The 19,476-nt window shown below is 73.0% G+C and carries 15 protein-coding genes and 1 pseudogene; 8 read left to right on the forward strand and 8 right to left on the reverse strand.

All coding sequences use genetic code 11. The features are described from left to right. Positions 1-99: 99 nt before the first annotated feature. Positions 100-1,056, forward strand: coding sequence for a protein-methionine-sulfoxide reductase catalytic subunit MsrP (msrP, locus tag G407_RS0123065; RefSeq protein ID WP_029032705.1), 957 nt, complete (start codon positions 100-102; stop codon positions 1,054-1,056). Positions 1,057-1,387: 331 nt separating this feature from the next. Here the strand turns inward: msrP and G407_RS0123070 are convergent, their stop codons facing one another. From G407_RS0123070 to G407_RS0123095, 6 genes are all read right to left on the reverse strand, one after another. Further along, the gene (locus tag G407_RS0123070; RefSeq protein ID WP_029032706.1) at positions 1,388-2,278 is read right to left on the reverse strand and encodes a LysR family transcriptional regulator; all 891 of its coding nucleotides are present in this window, start codon (positions 2,276-2,278) and stop codon (positions 1,388-1,390) included. Positions 2,279-2,639: 361 nt separating this feature from the next. Next, positions 2,640-3,371 carry a hypothetical protein gene (locus tag G407_RS0123075; protein WP_029032707.1) on the reverse strand — a complete coding sequence of 244 codons (732 nt, stop codon included), beginning with the start codon at positions 3,369-3,371 and terminating at the stop codon, positions 2,640-2,642. Between the two features lie 88 nt (positions 3,372-3,459). Next, positions 3,460-3,738 carry a DUF167 domain-containing protein gene (locus tag G407_RS0123080; protein ID WP_029032708.1) on the reverse strand — a complete coding sequence of 93 codons (279 nt, stop codon included), beginning with the start codon at positions 3,736-3,738 and terminating at the stop codon, positions 3,460-3,462. Position 3,739: 1 nt separating this feature from the next. Continuing rightward, positions 3,740-4,339 carry a GNAT family N-acetyltransferase gene (locus tag G407_RS0123085; protein ID WP_084327748.1) on the reverse strand — a complete coding sequence of 200 codons (600 nt, stop codon included), beginning with the start codon at positions 4,337-4,339 and terminating at the stop codon, positions 3,740-3,742. 41 nt (positions 4,340-4,380) lie between these two features. Further along, positions 4,381-7,623 (reverse strand): efflux RND transporter permease subunit, encoded by a 3,243-nt coding sequence (locus tag G407_RS0123090; RefSeq protein ID WP_029032710.1) that lies wholly within the window; start codon positions 7,621-7,623, stop codon positions 4,381-4,383. After that, entirely contained in the window at positions 7,620-8,597 is a 978-nt protein-coding gene (locus tag G407_RS0123095) for an efflux RND transporter periplasmic adaptor subunit (protein WP_052341781.1), read from the reverse strand. Before G407_RS0123095 ends, G407_RS0123090 begins: the two co-directional genes overlap by 4 nt. Positions 8,598-8,876: 279 nt before the next feature. Between G407_RS0123095 and pncB the strand changes: the two genes are divergently transcribed. Further along, positions 8,877-10,172, forward strand: a complete 1,296-nt coding sequence (gene pncB, locus G407_RS0123105) for a nicotinate phosphoribosyltransferase (RefSeq protein ID WP_029032712.1) — start codon at positions 8,877-8,879, stop codon at positions 10,170-10,172. Between the two features lie 157 nt (positions 10,173-10,329). Further along, positions 10,330-11,049: pseudogene (locus tag G407_RS32805) on the forward strand (CDP-alcohol phosphatidyltransferase family protein); the annotation flags it as partial. Between the two features lie 61 nt (positions 11,050-11,110). Here G407_RS32805 and G407_RS0123115 read toward each other — a convergent pair. Further along, the gene (locus G407_RS0123115; protein ID WP_052341782.1) at positions 11,111-12,139 is read right to left on the reverse strand and encodes a lysylphosphatidylglycerol synthase transmembrane domain-containing protein; all 1,029 of its coding nucleotides are present in this window, start codon (positions 12,137-12,139) and stop codon (positions 11,111-11,113) included. A gap of 140 nt (positions 12,140-12,279) precedes the next feature. On the opposite strand from G407_RS0123115, the gene G407_RS0123120 reads away from it, so the two are divergent. Further along, on the forward strand, positions 12,280-13,617 hold the full coding sequence (locus G407_RS0123120; protein WP_029032714.1) for an aspartate aminotransferase family protein: 1,338 nt from the start codon (positions 12,280-12,282) through the stop codon (positions 13,615-13,617). Positions 13,618-13,666: 49 nt separating this feature from the next. On the opposite strand, the gene G407_RS0123125 is transcribed toward G407_RS0123120, so the two are convergent. Then, complete coding sequence (locus tag G407_RS0123125) at positions 13,667-13,990, reverse strand: hypothetical protein (RefSeq protein ID WP_029032715.1); 324 nt, start codon at positions 13,988-13,990, stop codon at positions 13,667-13,669. Between the two features lie 198 nt (positions 13,991-14,188). Here G407_RS0123125 and G407_RS30815 point away from each other — a divergent pair, with 198 nt between their 5' ends. The 4 genes from G407_RS30815 to G407_RS0123145 all read left to right on the forward strand — a co-directional run bounded on the left by G407_RS30815 (position 14,189) and on the right by G407_RS0123145 (position 19,462). Continuing rightward, the gene (locus G407_RS30815) at positions 14,189-15,619 is read left to right on the forward strand and encodes a GGDEF domain-containing protein (protein WP_052341783.1); all 1,431 of its coding nucleotides are present in this window, start codon (positions 14,189-14,191) and stop codon (positions 15,617-15,619) included. Between the two features lie 121 nt (positions 15,620-15,740). Then, positions 15,741-17,378 carry a thiamine pyrophosphate-dependent enzyme gene (locus G407_RS29605; RefSeq protein WP_052341784.1) on the forward strand — a complete coding sequence of 546 codons (1,638 nt, stop codon included), beginning with the start codon at positions 15,741-15,743 and terminating at the stop codon, positions 17,376-17,378. A 135-nt stretch (positions 17,379-17,513) separates the two neighbouring features. Continuing rightward, entirely contained in the window at positions 17,514-18,950 is a 1,437-nt protein-coding gene (locus G407_RS0123140; protein WP_210163152.1) for a dihydrolipoyl dehydrogenase family protein, read from the forward strand. Positions 18,951-18,988: 38 nt separating this feature from the next. Further along, positions 18,989-19,462, forward strand: a complete 474-nt coding sequence (locus G407_RS0123145; RefSeq protein ID WP_029032717.1) for a YHS domain-containing (seleno)protein — start codon at positions 18,989-18,991, stop codon at positions 19,460-19,462. Positions 19,463-19,476: the final 14 nt, after the last annotated feature.

Here is a 19,476-nt window from a genome sequence, read left to right on the forward strand (position 1 = left end):
GTATGCGCGTGCGCGCGCGCTCCCTCCCTCGCGAAGCTTTGACTTGTGCGCGAGCGGGTTCGGGCCGACCGTGCCACAGAGTACGATAGGAGACGCCTCATGCTGATCAAGCGACCCCGCGGCTGGGAGCTGCCGGAGAGCGCCGCGACTCCCGAGCAGGTCTGGCTCGACCGGCGCAGCCTGATGCTGGGCGGTGCCGGGCTGATCGGGGCGGCGGCGCTGCCGCGCCTCGCCCTTGCGCAGGAGGGCGACCCCTCGGCCGACCTGTACCCGGCGCCGCGCAACGAAGCCTTCGCCCTCGACCGGCCGGTCACCGAGGAATCGGTGGCCTCCAACTACAACAATTTCTACGAGTTCGGATCCTCCAAGCGCGTGGCCGCGGCCGCGCAGCGCCTCGAGACGCGCCCCTGGTCGGTCGTGGTCGACGGCATGGTCGAGGAGGAGCGCACGATCGACATCGACACGCTGATCCGCGGGATGTCGCTCGAGGAGCGGCTCTACCGCCTGCGCTGCGTCGAGGCCTGGGCCATGGCGGTGCCGTGGACCGGCTTCCCGCTCGCGGACCTCGTCGCCATGGCGCGCCCGCTCTCCTCCGCGCGCTACCTGCGCTTCGAGACCTTCCTGAACCCGGACGTCGCCTCCGGGCAGCGTCAGAGCTGGTATCCCTGGCCCTACGTCGAGGGCGTCACGATGGAGGAGGCGACGAACGAGCTCGCCTTCCTCGTCACCGGCGTCTACGGCAAGCCCCTCCAGCAGCAGTTCGGCGCGCCGATCCGGCTCGCCCTGCCCTGGAAGTACGGCTTCAAGTCGATCAAGTCGATCGTGCGGATCACCTTCACGGACGAGCGCCCGGTGTCCTTCTGGGAGGAGCTCGCCGCCAGCGAGTACGGCTTCTGGGCGAACGTGAATCCCGATGTGCCGCATCCGCGCTGGAGCCAGGCGACGGAACGGATGCTCGGAACGGACGAGCAGCGCCCGACCGTGATCTACAACGGCTATGGCGAGTGGGTGGCGGGACTCTACGCGGGGCTCGAGGACGAGCCGCTGTACATGTGAGGGTGCCTCGCGGCACCGCCGTCGCGCAGAAAAAAGGCCGCTTCCGACATGCGGAAGCGGCCATGAAGTTTGTCGAGCTTCGACTGGGAGTGTCGAAACCCTCCAGAGGGGAACGGCCGAAATGGAACACCGCCGGGAGGACTAGCGGCTCCATCGCCTTCAGCCACTGCCGATATGAATGGCACGGTGCCTTTTTGCAATGCACACCGATGAGATACACCCTTGCATCCGTTGCATGTCTCCGGCCATTGCCGGGCGAAATCCGACACAAGATGCAAAGCTCCCCGGCCGAGGGTTGCCGGTCGGCGGGTCGCGCACGTTTCGCTGGGCCTCAATAGGCCCAGCGCTGCGCCTTCGAGACCAGGAAGTCCCGGAACACCTGCACGCGCGCGACCTGACGCATCTCCTCCGCGTAGACGAGATACGAATCGAGGGAGGGCATCTCGACGTCGCGCAGGATCTGCTCGAGACCGTTGTTCTGGTCGGCGACGTAGTCCGGCAGCACCGCGATGCCGGCACCGCTCTCCACGGCGGTCTTGAGCCCGGATATGTTGTTGATCACGCAGTGATAGGGTCTCGGATTGCGCACGTCGCGCCCGGCGGTGGAGAGCCAGTGCACCGCGAGCAGGTAGGAGGGCTGGTCGCCGCCGAAGGCGAGGAGCCGGTGCGAATCGAGGTCCGCCAGCGTCTTGGGCTCGCCGAACTGCTTGATGTAGCTCGTCGAGGCATAGATGTGGAAGTGCACGGTGAAGAGCCGGCGCTGGATCAGGTCCGGCTGCGTGGGCTGGCGCAGGCGGATCGCGACGTCCGCCTCGCGCATGGCGAGGTCGAGCTCCTCGTTGGAGAGAATGAGCTCCACGCGGATGTCGGGGTAGAGGTCGAAGAACTCCGGCAGGCGCTGGGTCAGCCACAGCGACCCCAGCCCGACCGTCGTCGTCACCTTGAGATCGCCGGAGGGGCGCTCGGCGGTCTCGGTGAGGCGCGCGCGCGTCGTCTCGAGGCGCATCTTCATGTCGCGCGCGGCGCGGAAGAGCAGGTCGCCCTGCTCGGTCAGAAGGAGCCCGCGGGCATGACGGTGGAAGAGGGGCGCGCGCAGGTCGCGCTCCAGCGCGCTGATCTGGCGGCTCACAGCGGACTGGCTCAGCCCGAGATCCTCCCCGGCCCGCGTGAACGACCCCGCCTCCGCGACGGTGAAGAAGATCCTGATCTTGTCCCAATCCAACGCCACACCCTCCGGCGGCCGCCGCCGGCCGTCGGCGCGGGGAACACGGCTGCCCGTTTCGGCGCCATTGTCACGATTCCGCAGCGTCGCCGCAAGGGGAGGCTTGCGTCTGGCGCATGGGATCGCGGCAGAAGGGGTTCGCCTCGCGCTTCGCGTGCCGGGGCTGTCGTCCCGGATGCCGAAGGCGGTACGCGCCTCGGAAGCTCCCGAGCGTCGAGGAGCGGCGTGAACACGCCGCGGCGCGAGACGCCTGCATCGGCGTTGCGCGGACGCGCGCGCTATCGCGCACGCTCGTCACGCACCCGAGCATCCGGGCCCCGGCCCCGCGTCGCGACCCGGGGGTGACAGAGGCGCGACCCGCTCAGATCGCCGCCGCGGGATCGCGCGTCTCGCCCTCGTCCGCCGGCACCTCCGCCTCGCGGCGGCGCCGGCCGCGCAGGCCGTCGCGGCGCAGGCGGCGGCCGCCGTCGAGGAGGGCGTCGGCGAGGGCGCGGACCGGGGCGAGCATGCGCTCGGCGTCGCCCATGCGCTCCATCGTGCGCTCGCCGCGCTTCAGCTCGCGGTCGAGGCGCGCCATCGTGCGGGCGAGGTCGACGCTGTCGTCGTCGTACCAGGTCTCCATCACGTTGGCGAAGACGAGCACCGCGCCCTGGATGCGCACGGGGCCGAGCGAATCCTCGGTGGGGATGCCGGCCGCCACCAGCATGAAGCGCTGGGAGTTCAGCGCAACCCGGTTGAGCGCGGCCAGCGTCAGCGGATCGCGGCGCACCGCGAAGTTGATGCGCCGGAGCGCCGTCTTGTAGGGCGTGAGCGCATCGATCCGGCGCATGTAGACATCGAAGAGCCGCTCGCGGGCGGGCTCGTCGGCGAGCTCCTCGGTCGTACCCTCGAGCACCTCGAGGTCGATCCTCCGGGCGAAGGCGGCGAGCACCGCGCCCTTGGACGGGAAGGCCTCGCGGAAGCGCGCGAGCGAGATCCCCGCCGTCTCGACGATGTCGCCGATCTCGATGTCGTCCCAGGGCCGCTCGGCGGCGAGCGCCATCAGCGCGTCGATGATCGCCTCGCGGTCGGGCTTGTTCGCGGCGTCGGGCATGTGCTCCTCCTCGGCTCCGATGGCAAGATAACGCGCGAGCCGCCGCATGGAAGCGTCCCGAAGACGCATGATCTCGTCCGGAGGTCCCTCACGCCCCGCGATCGATGCGGATCGTCTTCGTGCGCGCCGTCTCCCCGCGCACGATCGCCAGCGCCGAGCGGGGCAGGCCGAGCGCTGCGGCGAGGAGCGCGATCACGGCGGCGTTCGCCTTGCCGTCCTCCGGCGGGGCGGTGACGGCGACGCGCAGCGCGAGACCGCCGTCCGCGTCCCGCTCGGCCGTGATCCGCGCGGCGGACGCCTTCGGGGTCACGCGCACGACGAGCCTGTCGCCGACCTCGTCCGCCCAGGGCGCGCGGCGCTTGCCCATCTCAGCCCTCCGGGCGGCGCAGGCGGTAGAGCACGTGCGGGCGCGGCACGCGGCCGGGCGCGCGCGCCGGCATCACGAAGTCGCCGGCAGGGTCGCGCGCGAGGCCGAGCCTGCGCATCACCGCGACCGAGCGGACGTTGGCGGGAACCGTGAAGCTCACGATCTCCGGCAGGCGCAGCCGCTCGAAGGCGAAGCGGACCGCCGCGCCGGCGGCCTCGGTCGCGTAGCCGCGGCCCCAGTACGCGGCGGCGAGACGCCAGCCGACCTCCATCGCCGGGGCGAAGGGCAGGTCGTCCGGCGCCGGCGCGAGGCCGGTGAAGCCGACGAACGGCGCGCCGCCCATCACCTCCACCGCCCAGAGCCCGTATCCCCGCGCGGCGATCGCCCGCCGGAAGCGGGCGGCCGCCGCATCGCTGTCGAGCCGTCCGAGCACGCTCGGGAAGTGCTCCATCACCCGCGGGTCGGCGTTGAGCGCCGCGAAGGGCGCGAGATCCGCATCGCGCCAGGGTCGCAGCAGGAGGCGCTCGGTCTCGAGCGTGGCGGGGCGAGTGACCGGCCAGGGATCGGCCGCTGGGGAGGGGGGCGGCGATGGCGTCTGCACGGATCGTCGTCCCCCTCGGCGGCTCGCCCCGCGCGCCCGCCTCACGCACGCGCCGTCGTCGTCGGCCCGGTCCTGCCCCGCACGGCGACGTAGATCGCCGGGATGACGAGCACCGTCAACAGGGTCGACGAGATCAGCCCGAACAGCAGCGAGATCGCGAGACCCTGGAAGATCGGGTCGAACAGGATCACGCCCGCGCCGATCATCGCCGCGACCGCCGTGAGCAGGATCGGCTTGAAGCGCACCGCGCCCGCCTCGATCAGCACCTCGACGAGCGTCCGCTCGCCCTGCTCGGCGTGGCGGATGAAGTCGATGAGCAGGATCGAGTTGCGCACGATGATGCCCGCGAGCGCGATGAAGCCGATCATCGAAGTGGCCGAGAACGGCGCCCCGAACAGCCAGTGCCCGAAGACGATGCCGATCAGCGTCAGCGGCACCGGCGTGAGCACCACGAGCGGGGCCTTGAACGAGCCGAACTGCGCGACGACGAGGATGTAGATCGCGAGCAGGGCCACCGCGAAGGCCGCGCCCATGTCGCGGAACGTGACGTAGGTCACCTCCCACTCCCCGTCCCAGAGGAGCACGGGCGCGCGGTCGTCGAGCGGCTGGCCGGCATAGGCGATGGTGGGCTTCGGCAGATCGCCCCATTCCATCGCGTCGAGCCGGTCCTGCACCGCCAGCATGCCGTAGAGCGGGGCCTCGAAGTCGCCGGCGAGCTCGGCCATCACCATCTCGGCCGGGCGGCCGTTGCGGCGGAAGATCGGGAAGGAGGCGCGCTCGCTCACCACCTCGACCACGTCGCCGAGCTCGACCACGCCCCGGTCGCCCGGGAGCAGGTTGGTGGGGATCGGCGTCGTCAGCGACGCCTCGCCCACCTGCCGCTCGGCCTTGGGCCGCGCCAGCACGATCGGGATCGGGGCACGTCCCTCGCCGCGATGCGAGTAGCCGACGACCTGCCGGCCCCAGAGGGCGCCGATCGTGTCGAACACGTCGCGCTGCTCGACGCCGTGGAACTCGAGCGCGTCGTCGACGAGCGCGAGGCGCACGCGCTCGGCGGGCGCGCCGTACGAATCGTCGACGTCGACCACGAAGGGCACCGCCTCGAAGGCCTCGCGCACGCGCGCCGCCACGGCGCGCCGCGTCTCGGCGTCCGGGCCGTAGATCTCCGCGAGCAGCGTCGCGAGAACGGGCGGGCCGGGCGGCGGCTCGACGACCTTCACCGTCGTGCCTTCGGGCACCGCCACGGCGGCGAGCCGCTCGCGGATCTCGAGCGCGATCGGGTGGCTGGCGCGATCGCGGTGCTCCTTCGAGGTGAGGTTCACCTGGATCTCGCCCATCTGCGGCTCGGAGCGGACGTAGGTGTGGCGCACGAGACCGTTGAAGTCGAAGGGCGCCGCGGTCCCGGCATGGGTCTGCATGCCGACGATCTCGTCCATGTCGGCGAGGGCGTGCGCCAGCGCGGAGAGGACGCGGTTCGTCGCCTCGACGCTCGCGCCCTCGGGCAGGTCGACGACGACCGAGAGCGTCGACTTGTTGTCGAAGGGCAGGAGCTTCACCGTCACGTCGCGGGTGTAGAACGGCGCGAGCGAGACGATCGTGGCCACGCCGACGAGGACGAGGAAGACGATCGCCCGCGCCCGGCTCGCCAGCAGAGGCCGCGCCACCGCCGCGTAGCCGCGCCCGAGCGCGCCGCCGTGGTGGGCGCCGTGGCCCGCCTCGTCGGGGGACGCGGCGTGCTCCTTGCCGAGCTTCACCATCAGCCAGGGCGTGACCATCACCGCGACGAAGAACGAGAAGATCATCGCCGCCGAGGCCACCGCCGGAATCGGGCTCATGTAGGGCCCCATCAGCCCGGAGACGAACAGCATCGGCAGGAGCGCGGCCACCACGGTGAGGGTCGCGACGATGGTCGGGTTGCCCACCTCGGCCACCGCGTCGATCGCCGCCTTCGCCTTGGCGCGGCCGTCGCGCATGCCCCAGTGCCGGGCGATGTTCTCGATGACGACGATGGCGTCGTCGACGAGGATGCCGATGGCGAAGATCAGCGCGAACAGGCTCACCCGGTTGAGCGTGTAGCCCATCAGGTTCGCGGCGAAGAGGGTGAGCAGGATCGTCACCGGGATGACGATCGCAACGACCAGCGCCTCGCGCAGCCCGATGGCGAGCCCGACGAGCAGGATGATCGAGACGGTGGCGAGGCCGAGGTGGAACAGGAGCTCGTTCGCCTTCTCGTTCGCCGTCTCGCCGTAGTCGCGGGTGACGCGCACGGCGACGCCGTCGGGGATCAGCGTTCCGTGCAGGCTCTCGACCCGCTCGATCACCGCGTGGGCGATGTCGACGGCGTTGGCGCCGGGCCGCTTGGCGACCGCGAGCGACACCGCCGGGGCGGCCTCGAGGGCGCCCGCCGCGTCGCGCGCGAGGTCGAAGACGTAGGTCTCCGCGGCGTCGAAGGCGAAGGCGACGTCGGCGACGTCGCGGACGTAGACCGGGCGCCCGTCGCGGGTGGTGACGAGGAGATTGCCGATCTCGGCGGGGCTCGACAGCGTCTCGCCGGCGGCGAGCGCGAGCTGGTCCCCGTCGACGCGCACCCGGCCGACGGGGAAGGCCCGGTTCGCGCCCTCGAGCTTCGCGGCGAGCTGCTGGAGCGTGACGCCCATCGTGGCGAGCCGCGCGGGATCGGGCGCGACGCGGATCTCGACCGGCGCCTCGCCGACGAGATAGGTGAGGCCGACGTCGTCGATCTTCGAGACCTCGACGCGCACCTCCCGCGCGATGCGGGTGAGATCGCTCGCCGTGAAGCGGTCGGCAGCCTCCGGCTCGGGCGTGAGCGTGAGCACCACGATCGCGACGTCGTCGATCCCGCGCCCGACGATGAGCGGCTCCGGGATCCCGATGGGAATGCGGTCCATGTTGGCGCGCACCTTCTCGTGCACGCGCAGGATCGCGTCGTCGGCGTCGGTGCCGACCTCGAACCGGGCCGTGACCATGGCGCCGTCGTCCATCGTCTGCGAGTAGACGTGCTCGACGCCGTCGATCGACTTGACGATGGTCTCGAGCGGCTCGGTGACGAGCTCGACCGCGTCCTCGGCGCGCAGCCCCGCCGCCTGGAGGTGGATATCCACCATCGGTACGGAGATCTGCGGCTCCTCCTCGCGCGGCAGCGTGACGAGCGCCACGAGGCCGAGCGCGAGCGACGCGAGCAGCAGGAGCGGCGTCAGGGGGGAGCCGATGAAGGCGCGGGTCAGGCCGCCCGCGATGCCGAGCTTCTGGGGCGCGTCGCTCATTGCACGACCTCGTCGCCGGCGCGCAGGCCGGATACGATCTCGACCGCGCCGTCAGGGAGGCGCTCGCCGAGGAGGACGACGACCTCGCGCGGCCCGTCGGGCCCGGCGAGGGTGACGAAATCGACGCCGCCGCGGGTCTCGACGGCGGTCGCAGGGAGGGCCAGCGTCTCCCGGGTGCCGACCGGCACCTCGACGAGCGTGCGCGCGCCGACGAAGAAGCCGCCGATGTCGGCGACCTCGACATCGGCCTGGACGCGGCCGTTCTCGATCTGCGGGTAGAGCTTGGCGATGACGCCCTCGCGCGCGCCGTCGTCCGCCGCGATCGTGACGGTGGCGCCCTCCTCGAGCAGGTCCGCGTGGCGCTCGGGCAGCGACAGGCGCAGGAAGAGGCCGCCGCCGGCGATGGTGACGACCGTCTCGCCGGGCATGACGACGGAGCCCGGCGTCGCCGGCGCGGCGACGACCCGCCCCGCGATCGGCGCCTCGACGGCGCCCTCCGCGGCCTGCTGGTCCAGCACCGCCCGCTCCGCCTCCGCGGCCGCGAGCTGGTTCTCCACGACGCGCACCTGCGTGCCCAGCTGGTCGACGCGCTGCTGCGTGGAGACGCCGCGCGAGACCAGCTCCTCGGCGCGGCCGAGCTCGGTGCGGGCGTTGTCCAGCTCCGCCTGGAGCGCGCGCAGCCGCGCCTCCAGCGCGTCGCGCTGGAGGGCGATCTTCTCGTCGACGACGAGGCCGATCCTCTCGCCCGCGGCGACGACGTCGCCCTCCTCGACGCCGCGCTCGACGAGCGTGCCGCCGATCCGCGCCCGCGCCGGCGCCTGCTGGCGCGCCTCGACGGTGCCGTAGACCGCCTTCGTCTCGACGACGGTGACCGGCGCGATCGGTGCGGCGAGGGCCGGGGCTGCCGTCATCAGGGCGGCGAGCGCGGCCGCGAGCGCCGCGGCGTGCGGCGCGGGAAGGGGGATGCGGAGCATGGCGGGCCTCGGATCTGTGTAAGTTAGGTGTTTCTAATATAAGAGATCGGCTCGGCGTTCAAGGGCGGCGGGGTCCGTGAGAATGCGCAGCCGGGCTCCCGTCTCGCGCCGTCCTCGACACGGCGTGTACTTCGCCTGCCGCTTCGTCGACCACGGCGCCGGCCACGGCACGACGCCCGGCGACGCCCGCCGCGGCGTGCGCGAGCGCGACCTTTCGCCCGCCGCGCGGCTCCGCTAGTCTCGGCGGCTCGCGCACGTGCCTCGGGAGCTGCTACGCGCATGGTCGATATCGCCACCCGCGTCTACAATCACACCTGGAAGATCGATCCGATCGTCCGGTCCGTGCTCGACACCGACTTCTACAAGCTCCTGATGGCGCAGACGATCTTCCGTCGGCATCGGGACGTGCGGGTCACCTTCGGCATCCAGAACCGCACGACCTCCGTGCGCATCGCCGACCTCGTCGACGAGGGCGAGCTGCGCGAGCAGCTCGATCACGTGCGTTCGCTCTCGCTCACGCGCGGCGAATCCACCTGGCTGCGGGGCAACACCTTCTACGGCGTCAGGCAGATGTTCTCCCCGGACTTCATCGCCTGGCTGGAGGGCTTCCGCTTCCCGGACTACCACCTCGAGAAGCACGACGGGCAATACGTCCTGACCTTCGAGGGACCGTGGATCGAGACCACGATGTGGGAGATCCCGGCGCTCGCCATCCTCAACGAGCTGCGCTCGCGCGGCGTCACGCGCTCGATGGGCAAGTTCGAGCTCCAGGTCCTCTATGCCCGGGCGATGACGCGGGTGTGGGAGAAGATCCAGGCGCTGAAGCAATTGCCCAGTCTCTCGGTGGCCGACTTCGGCACCCGCCGGCGCCACGGCTTCCTGTGGCAGGACTGGTGCGTGCAGGCGATGACGGAGGGCCTCGGCCCCTCCTTCTCCGGCACCTCGAACTGCCTCATCGCCCTGCGGCGCGAGGTCGAGGCGGTGGGCACGAACGCCCACGAGCTGCCGATGGTCTATACCGCGCTCGCCGCCGACGACGAGGACGCGATGGCGCGCGCGCCCTACGCGGTGCTCGCCGACTGGATGCAGGATTACGGCGGCAACCTGCGCATCATCCTGCCCGACACCTACGGCACGACGCAGTTCCTCGCCCACGCGCCGGACTGGGTCGCGTCCTGGACGGGCATCCGCATCGACTCGAAGGAGCCGATCGAGGGCGGGGAGGAGGCGATCCGCTGGTGGGAGGCGCGGGGCCAGAACCCGCGCGAGAAGCTCGCCATCTTCTCGGACGGGCTCGACATCGAGCCGATCATCCGCATCCACCGGCGCTTCAACGGCCGCATGCGGCTCGGATTCGGCTGGGGGACGCTGCTGACGAACGACTTCCGCGGCTTCGTCCCCGACGACCGCCTCGACCCGATCTCGATCGTCTGCAAGGTCGTGTCCGTGAACGGGCGCCCGGCGGTGAAGCTCTCCGACAACCCGACGAAGGCGATCGGCCCCCCCGAGGAGGTGGAGCGCTACAGGCGCGTGTTCCACACCGAGCGGCAGGTGGCGCAGCCGGTGCTCGTCTAGGCCGACGCGCTCGCCGACCGCGGCAGCCCCGGCGCACGGCCCGCGCGGCACAGCGTGCCGTGTGCCTCGCGGCGCGGCGCCGCACCAATGCCCTGAACCGGGCGTCACCTCGTTGCGTAGACGCCTATCGAGTGCGGCGTAGAGGGAGCCAACGGGCATGGACGTCCTGTTCGGACGAGCGGGAGAAGGCGGGCCGGCATCGGCTGCGGCCGGGCCGGCGGGCGATCCGCTGCCGCGGACGCTGGCGGCGCTCGCCGGCGGTTTCGCGGTGCTGCTCGCGCTCGGCGTCGCCGTCTCGAGCCTCGCCGCGCCCTCGGCGCCCGCGGTGGCGACGGCGCTCGGGTTCTACGCCGCGATCGCCGGCGTCGTGGCGGCCCGGGTGCGTCCCTATCACCCGCATGCCCGATTCGGCGCGGCGAACGGCGTCACCCTCGTGCGCGCGGCGATCAACTGCCTGCTCGCGGGCATGCTCGTCGACGTCGAGCGCCTGACCGCCCCGGGGACGCCCCTCGGCCTCGTCGTGCTCGCGCTCGCGCTGGGGTCGCTCGCGCTCGACGGGTTCGACGGCTTCTTCGCCCGGCGCCTGCGGCTCGAGTCGCGCTTCGGCGCGCGCTTCGACGTCGAGGTCGACGGGCTCCTGCTGACGCTGCTCTCGATCGCCGCCTGGCGGCTCGACAAGGCGGGAGCCTGGGTTCTCCTGATCGGGGCGACCTACTACCTCTTCCTCGCCGCCCGCCGGCTCCTGCCCTGGCTCGAGGGGCCGCTCGCGCCGTCGCTGCGGCGCAAGGCCGTGTGCGTGCTCCAGGGCACGAGCCTCATCGTGCTGATGCTGCCGATCGTCGAGCCGCCGGTCAGCCAGGCGATCGCGGCGGTGGCGCTGGCGGCGCTGGCCTGGTCCTTCGGCGTCGACGTGCGCGACCTCTGGCGCGCGCATCGGCTCAGCGGCGCCGGCGCAGGCCGAGCAGGACGAGGCCCGGCAGGCTCCCCGCGAGGCTCGTCAGGCCATACAGGATCGCGACCGCGAGGGCGTGGGACGCGTCGACGCCCGCCAGCGGGAGCAGAGCCGCCGCCGCGCCCTCGCGAACGCCCCAACCGCCGATCGAGACGGGGATGAGCATCGCGGCGAGAACCAGCGGCGCCAGCGCGATCCAGGCCAGTGCCGGCAGGACGATGCCGAGCGCCGCGCCCGCCAGCGCGAAGACGGCGACGTAGCTCGCCACGATCGACAGCGACAGGGCGATCTGCGGCAGCCAGACGCCGCGCTTCCAGAACACGCGGGCGATGTCCGGCCCGAGGTCGGCGAGGGCCTCCCTCAGCGCCTTCGGCCCGATCCGGCTCGCGGCGACCACGGCGAGCGCGATCGCCGTCGCCACCGCGAAGGGGATCGCGATCAGGTGGCCGGTCCCGTCGGGCGCGGCGCGCGCGAGCGCGACGGGTGCGAGCGCGAGGCCCGACGCCGCCACCGCGAAGAACACGACCTGCCCCGCCGCACGCTCCAGCACGATCGAGCGCACCACCGGGCGCCAGCGCGGCGACCCGTCGGCGTCCCGGTCGCGGTTGCGCACGGCGCGGATGGCGTCGCCGGCGACGCCGCCGGGGAGGACCTGGTTGAGGAAGCTCGCGACGTAGTACTCGCGGACCGCCGTCCCCAGCGTGATCGGCACGCCGAGCCGCTTCGCGGTGATGCGCCAGCGTACGCCGGAGAGCGCGATCTGCGCCTGGACGAGGACGAGCCCCAGCAGCAGCGGACCCGGCGCGGCGCGCCCGAGCGCCGCGAGCGTCTCGCGCCCGTCGACGAGGCCGAACAGCAGTGCCATCAGCGCGACGAGCGCGAGCGCCCGCAGGCCGACGCGAAGGCGCTCGTCGCGCAGGAGGCCCGCGACGCGTCCGCCGAGGGAGCCGCCAGCGGGCGCTCCTCTCACGGGTGCCGGATCGTTCGGCAGGTGCGTCGGGGAATGGTCGGCCATGGGGGAGGGCGTCTCGTCGCGGCTCGGGGATGAGGGTCTGAGAAGAAAGGCGTCGGGGAATCGTGATTGAACCATGTGTTTCATCGTGCTAGCGACATGAAACACCTCGATCGGGAGCCGGCGGAGCCGGACCGTTGCACATGACCTCTCCCTCCACGCACGTTCTCCACCGCACGCTCTCCCATACCTATCCTGTCGCCGTCTGGGGGGAAGGGATCACGATCCGCGACAGCGAGGGGCGCGCCTACATCGACGCGAGCGGCGGCGCCGCGGTGTCCTGCCTCGGGCACGGCCACCCCGAGGTCGGCGCCGCGATGAAGCGCCAGATCGATGCGCTCTCCTACGCTCATACGAGCTTCTTCACGACCGAGGTCGCCGAGCGGCTCGCCGCCCATCTCGTCGACCGTGCGCCGCAGGGGATCTCGCACGCCTATTTCGTCTCCGGCGGATCGGAGGCGATGGAGGCGGCGCTGAAGATGGCGCGGCAATACTTCGTCGAGACCGGCGAGCCGCAGCGGCGCGTCTTCGTCGCCCGTCGCCAGTCCTACCACGGCAACACCCTGGGCGCGCTCGCGGTCGGCGGCAACGAGTGGCGGCGCGCCCAGTTCGCGCCGCTGCTGGTGGACGCGCACCACGTCTCCCCGACCTACGCCTATCGCAACCGGCGCGCCGACGAGACCCTCGAGGCCTACGGCGCGCGGCTCGCCGCCGAGCTCGAGGAGACGCTGCTGCGGGTGGGGCCGGACAGCGTCATCGGCTTCGTGGCGGAGACGGTGGGCGGGGCGACGGCGGGCGCGCTCGAGCCGCCGCCCGGCTACTTCGCCCGCGTGCGCGAGATCTGCGACCGGCACGGGGTGCTCCTGATCCTCGACGAGGTGATGTGCGGCATGGGCCGAACCGGGACGCTGCACGCCTGCGAGCAGGAGGGCGTCGCCCCCGACCTGATGGCGATCGCCAAGGGCATGGGGGGCGGCTACGCGCCGATCGGCGCGACGCTCGTCTCCGAGCGGATCGTTGGCGCCTTCCAGGCGGGATCGGGCCTCTTCCAGCACGGCCACACCTATCTCGGCCACGCGGTCGCCTGCGCGGCCGCGCTCGCGGTGCAGACCGTCATCGAGCGCGACGGGCTCCTCGCGAACGTCCGCGCCATGGGCGCGGCGATGCGCGAGGACCTCGTGGCACGCTTCGGGGCGCACCGGCACGTCGGCGACATCCGCGGGCGCGGCCTGTTCCAGGCGATCGAGCTCGTCGCGGACCGCGGCACGAAGGAGCCCTTCGACCCGGCGCGCAAGCTCCACGCCCGCATCAAGCGCGAGGCGATGGCGCGGGGGCTCATGGTCTACCCGATGGGCGGCACGATCGACGGCAGGCGCGGCGACCACGTGCTGCTGGCGCCGCCCTACATCGTGTCCCGCGCCGACGTGACCGAGATCGTCGACCGGCTCGGCGCGGCGGTGGACGCGGCCCTCGCAGAGTGACGCGTCCCGTGCCCTGCGCCACCGCCCGACGGGCGTCCGCGGCAGCGCATCAGAAGCGGGGCAGGCGCAGCGGCGGAACCGGCCCGGGCGCCGGGGCGGGGCGGTCGGAGAACGGGTCGATGACGATGCCGATCGGGCCGAGGGGGTAGGGGGACTCCCGCGCCACCTCGGCGCAGAAGGTCTGCGGCCCCACCGCCCAGCGGCCGTTCGGCGCCGAGCGCGGCAGGACGATGCCGTAGCTCCAGGCCTCGCCGCCGCACGCGCGCGGCGTCGCGACGGCCTCGTCGGCCGCCGCGGGCGTTGCGAGCGTCACGCTGGACAGCGCGAGCGCCGCCGCGGCTGCCGTGCGGCGGATGTTAACGAGCATCGGCATCTCTTCGTCCCGTTTCGGCACGCAGGCGGGGTGGATCGCACCGGCTGCCGCAAGGTCCGTGCCCCGCCAAGCGGCGCGAATCCCGGGCGCGCGCTCGAAAAACCCGCCGAAACGGAACAATTCGACGGATCGCCTTCACCGCGTCGCATGGGGGGCGGGGCTAGCGTCGTCCCCGTCAACGAGGGCTGATTCGGTTCGATGATTCCAACCGTCCATACCAGCGACATACGCGATCATGCCACCGCCCCAGAGGCCGGCGCGATCCTCGATGCCTTCGCGGAGCTCGCCGGCGACGACGGGCGCGCGCCTGTCGACGCGCTGTTCGCACGCCTGGACGAGGCGGTCGCCAGCGGCATCGAGCTGCTCGAGCCCTGGGGAGACGACGACTGGTTCTACCTGCGCTACGGCCCCGCGGTGACCGCGACCTACGGCCTCGACATGGCCGGGCGGCTCGTCTCCGAGATGCCGGAGCCGTCCGCCCAGGCCTATCGCGAGCTGCTCCACCGGGTTCGCCGCGAGCGCAAGCCCATGCTCGCCGTGCTGCAGTCGCTCGCGGTCCAGCGCGTGCGCTCTTGGGAGAAGCTGATCCTGCCCTGCAAGGCGCCCTGCGGCGCCGACCGGATCGCCACCTTCGTCACCGCCCGGCTCTCGCGCGAGGACCTGCTCACCGCCGTGCTCGAGGCCTCGCAGGACGGCATCATGAGCGTGCGCGCGGTGCGGGACCCCCAGGGGCGCGTCGTCGACGCGGTGATCGTCACGGCGAACCAGCAGGCATCCGAGTATTCCGGCCACCCGGTGTGGCGCCTCGTCCACGGCTCCTTCAAGGCCCTCTTCCCGGGCCTCGTCGCGCGGCGCGTCTGGGAGCGGTGCGTGCGGGTGATCGAGGAGCGCGCCACCGAGCGCTTCGAGATCAACATCTCGCATCGGCGCCTCGACACCTGGCTGCGGGTGACGATCGTGCCCCTCGACGACGGCTTCGTGATCTCGTTCTGCGACGTCACCGACCTGAAATACGCGCTGATCGAGGCGGAATGCTCGCGCGAGGAGCTCGCCGCAGAGATCGAGCAGCGCCTCGCGCTGGAGCAGGAGCTGCGCCGGCTCTCGCACACCGACGAGCTGACCCAGACGCTGAACCGCCGCGGGTTCGACGCGGCGCTGCGTCGCGAGCTCGCGCTCGCCGGCCGCTACCAGCGTCCGTTCTCGCTCGTCGCCGTCGACATCGACCACTTCAAGCGCATCAACGACGTGCACGGCCACGCCGCCGGCGACCGGGTGCTCGGCGCCGTCGCCGAGCTGCTGCGCTCCGCGGTGCGCGCCGACACCGACGTCATCGGCCGCATCGGCGGCGAGGAGTTCGTGCTGCTCCTGCCCTCCACCCGCAAGGAAGGCGCCATGGCGCTGGCGGAGCGCATCCGCGAGCGGCTCGCCGCGCGTAGCTTCGACGTCGCCGGCGTGCGGATCTCGGTCTCGGCGAGCTTCGGCGTCGCGGAGGGCGCGCCGGACGCGGACGAGGACTCCGTCCTGCGTGCCGCCGACGCGGCGCTCTACGCGGCCAAGCGCTCGGGCCGCAACCGCGTCTGCCTCGCCCGGCCGCCGGCGGAGGTGGTGCGTCCGCAGCTGGCGAGCTGACCGCGCGCGCCCCGCGGCTCGTGCGGCCCCCCGCGGCACGGCCGCGCTCGCTGCCCTCTTGAACCGCATGCCCTCCCGGTCCAAACCTGTCGGCCTCGACAACGACCGGGGACGCAAGACGATGGACGTGGACGGCGCCGAGGAGACGAGCGGCGCTCACGCGCTCGCGCGCATGCTGCAGGCCCACGGGGCCGGGCCGATCTTCGTTCCGGGCGGGCTCTCCGGCGACCCGCTCGACCGTGCCGTCGCCGCGCTCGGCCTCGCCTATGCCCCGATCGTCGACGCCCGCGCCGCCGCCTTCGCGGCCGATGCCTATGCCGAGGCCTCGGGGCGGGTCGGGCTCCTGATGCTGCCGCGCTCGGCGGACGCGACCGAGCTCGCCTGCGGCCTGCGTGTCGCGCGGGAGGCGGGCTCGCCCGTGATCGCGCTCCTGCCCGAGCCAGACGCCGTCGCGGCCGGCGTGCTCGCAGCGACTTGCAAGGAGGTGCTGCGCCTCGCCGCCGCCGCGGACGTGCCGGCCCTCGTGCGCCGCGCCTTCATCGCCGCGACGACCGGGCGACCCGGTCCCGTCGTCCTCGTCCTTCCCGCCGCGGCCCTGGCGGAGTCCGCGACCTTCGTCCCCGCCGACCTCGTCGAGCACGGCCGATTCGAATCCGCCTCGGCTCTGCGCGCGCGCCCCGACCTCGAGGCGCTGAACGAGGCGGCGGATCGGCTCGCCGTCGCCGAGCGTCCGCTGGTGCTCGCGGGACCCGACGTCCATGTCTCGCGCGCCGCCAAGGCGCTGCAGGACCTGGCCGAGAAGCACGCGCTTCCCGTCGCCCACACGCCCGGCGGCAACGGCGCCGTCGCCTGCGCGGCGGACGCCGCCGCCGGCCTCCTCGCACCCGGCACGGCGGCGGCACGGGCGCTCCCCGACGCCGATCTGGTGCTCGCCATCGGCGGCGCCCTCGACGAGATCGCGGCGGACGCGCCGGACCTGCTCGGCTTTCCCGCGCAAGTCGTCGCCCTCGAGGCGCGGGCGGAGGCGATCGGGCGGGCGCGAGCGGTCTCCGTCCCGCTCTGGGGAGACCCGCGGGCGGGGATCGAGGCGCTGGCGCACGTGCTCGAGAAGCGCGGCGCCGAGCCGCCGGCGGCCCGTGCGGACTGGGCGCGCGAGGTCGCCGCGGCGGCGCAGGCGGAGCGCCGCGACGCGGCCGAGCGGCTGCGCGGCGAGCCGGGCGAGCCGACCCGCGCCCGGCTCGTCTCGCTGCTCGACGAGTACATGCCCGCAGACGGGCTCCTGCTGGTCGACCCGGGAGCGGAGGCGCGGGCGGCGCGGGCCGGATACACGGTGAAGCGCTGCGGGCGCGGGCTCATCGCGGCGCGCGACCCCGGGGCGGAGGGCTCCGCCTTCGCCGCCGCGATCGGCGCCGCGCTCGCCGCGCCGGGGCGCGTCGTCGTGGCGCTGGCGAGCGAGCGCGGCGCGGCCCGCGCGCTCGGCACGCTGGCGAGCGCCCGGCGGCTCGGGCTGCCGGTCAACCTCGTCGTCGCCAACGCGAGCGCGGCCCGTGCCGCCCTCGATCCGGAGGGGGAGGGCGCCGCGTCGGACCTCGTCGAGACGCGCTTCGACGAGGCCGCGCGCGGACTCGGCTGCCTCGGGCTCAGGGCCGAGAGCGCGGACGATCTGGCGACTTCGCTCGAGCGAGCGCTGTCGTTTCGCGACGGGCCGGCGCTCGTCGACGTGAAGATCGCGTCCGAGGCCGATCTCGACGAGAGTTGAAGCGTGCTCGCGATCGCCTCACGCAAACGGGACCGCGCGTGAATGAGGCTTTTGTGGCGCGCGCCGCGGATACGGGCATTCTCCGCTCGACCCCGACCGCGATCGCCGCGGCGGCCAGCGAGCGGAGACCGAGCCATGACCGCCATCCCCTCCGACATCCTCCACGCCGACCTGTGCGTGATCGGCGGCGGCTCCGGCGGGCTCTCCGTCGCCGCGGGCGCCGCGCAGATGGGTGCCCGCGTCGTGCTCGTCGAGAAGCACAAGATGGGTGGGGATTGCCTCAACACCGGCTGCGTCCCCTCCAAGGCGCTCCTCGCCGCCGGGCACGCCGCGCAGGCGGTGCGCACGTCCGGGCGCTTCGGCGTCAACGGCCACGAGCCGGTGATCGACTTCCGCAAGGTGCGCGACCACGTGCAGGGCGTCATCGCCGGGATCGCGCCGCACGACAGCCCCGAGCGCTTCCGCGGGCTCGGCGTCACCGTGATCGAGGCGCCCGCGTGCTTCCTCGACGCCCGGACCGTGGACGCGGGCGGGCAGCGCATCGTGGCGCGGCGCTTCGTCGTGGCGACGGGCTCCTCGCCCGCCGTGCCGCCGATCCCGGGGCTGGCCGAGACGCCCTATTTCACCAACGAGACGCTGTTCGAGAACGGCGAGCGGATCGAGCACCTCGTCGTCGTCGGCGGCGGCCCCATCGGTCTCGAGATGGCGCAGGCGCATCGCCGGCTCGGCTCGGCGGTGACCGTGCTCGACGCCGCGCGCGTGCTCGTCCGCGACGACGCGGAAGCCGCCGCCATCGTGCGCGACCGGCTCGTCGCGGAGGGCGTCTCCATCCGCGAGTACGTCAAGATCGAGCGGGTCGACCGGGCGGGCAACGGCGTCGCGGTCACGATCCTGGAGGACGGCGAGACGCGGCGCATCGAGGGCTCGCACCTCCTCGTCGCCACCGGCCGGCGCGCCAACGTCTCGGGCCTCGCGCTGGAGGCGGCGGGCATCGACTACGGGCCCCGCGGCATCACGGTCGACGCGCGCCTGCGCACCACGAACAAGCGCGTCTTCGCCATCGGCGACGTCGCGGGCGGGCCGCAATTCACCCATGTCGCCGGCTATCACGCGGGCGTCGTCGTGCGCCAGGCGCTGTTCCACCTGCCGGCCAAGGCGAACCACGACGCCGTGCCGTGGGTGACCTACGCGGACCCCGAGCTCGCCCATGTCGGGCTGAACGCCGCCGAGGCCGAGAAGCGCGGCGTGCCCCACACGGTCGCGCGCTTCGCCTTCGCCGAGAACGACCGCGCGCGGGCCGAGCGCGAGACGGAGGGCTTCGCCAAGGTCGTCGTCGGCCGCGGCGGGCGGGTGCTCGGGGCGACCATCGTCGGCGCGCACGCGGGCGAGCTGATCCTGCCCTGGGTGCTCGCCGTGACGCAGAAGATGAAGATCGCCGCGGTCGCGAGCGCGATCGCGCCCTATCCGACCCTGTCGGAAGTCTCCAAGCGCGCCGCCGGCGCACACTTCACCCCGAGCCTGTTCTCCGAGCGCACGCGCAAGGTCGTGCGCTTCCTGCAGCGCTGGACCTGACCCGACCCCGACGACCCGTCGATCCGGAGGTGCCCCCAATGACGACCCTGTCCCGCCGCGGCCTCCTCGCCCTGCCGCTCGCCGTCGCCGCCGCGGCCACCCTGCGCGCCGCCCCCGCCCGCGCGGCCGCCGACCCGGTCTATACCGGGCGCTTCTCCAGCCTCGCGCTCGGCGGCTACGATGCCGTCGCCTACTTCCGCGAGGGGCGCCCGGTGGAGGGCTCGCGCGATCATACGGTGGAGTGGAACGGCGCCACCTGGCGCTTCGCCTCCGCCGACAACCGCGCCGCCTTCGAGGCCGACCCGGAGGGCTTCGCGCCGCAATACGGCGGCTACTGCGCCTGGGCGACGGCGGAGGGCTACCGCGCGCCGGGAAACCCGGACTACTGGCGCATCGTCGACGGCAAGCTCTACGTCAACTTCGACGGCAACGTGCAGCGCACCTGGGAGACCGACATCCCGGGCTTCATCGCCCGCGCCGACGCGAACTGGCCGGGCATCCTGGCGGACTGACGGGAGGCGTTCCC

It is taken from the genome of Salinarimonas rosea DSM 21201, from assembly GCF_000429045.1.
In the GTDB taxonomy this organism is placed as follows: domain Bacteria; phylum Pseudomonadota; class Alphaproteobacteria; order Rhizobiales; family Beijerinckiaceae; genus Salinarimonas; species Salinarimonas rosea.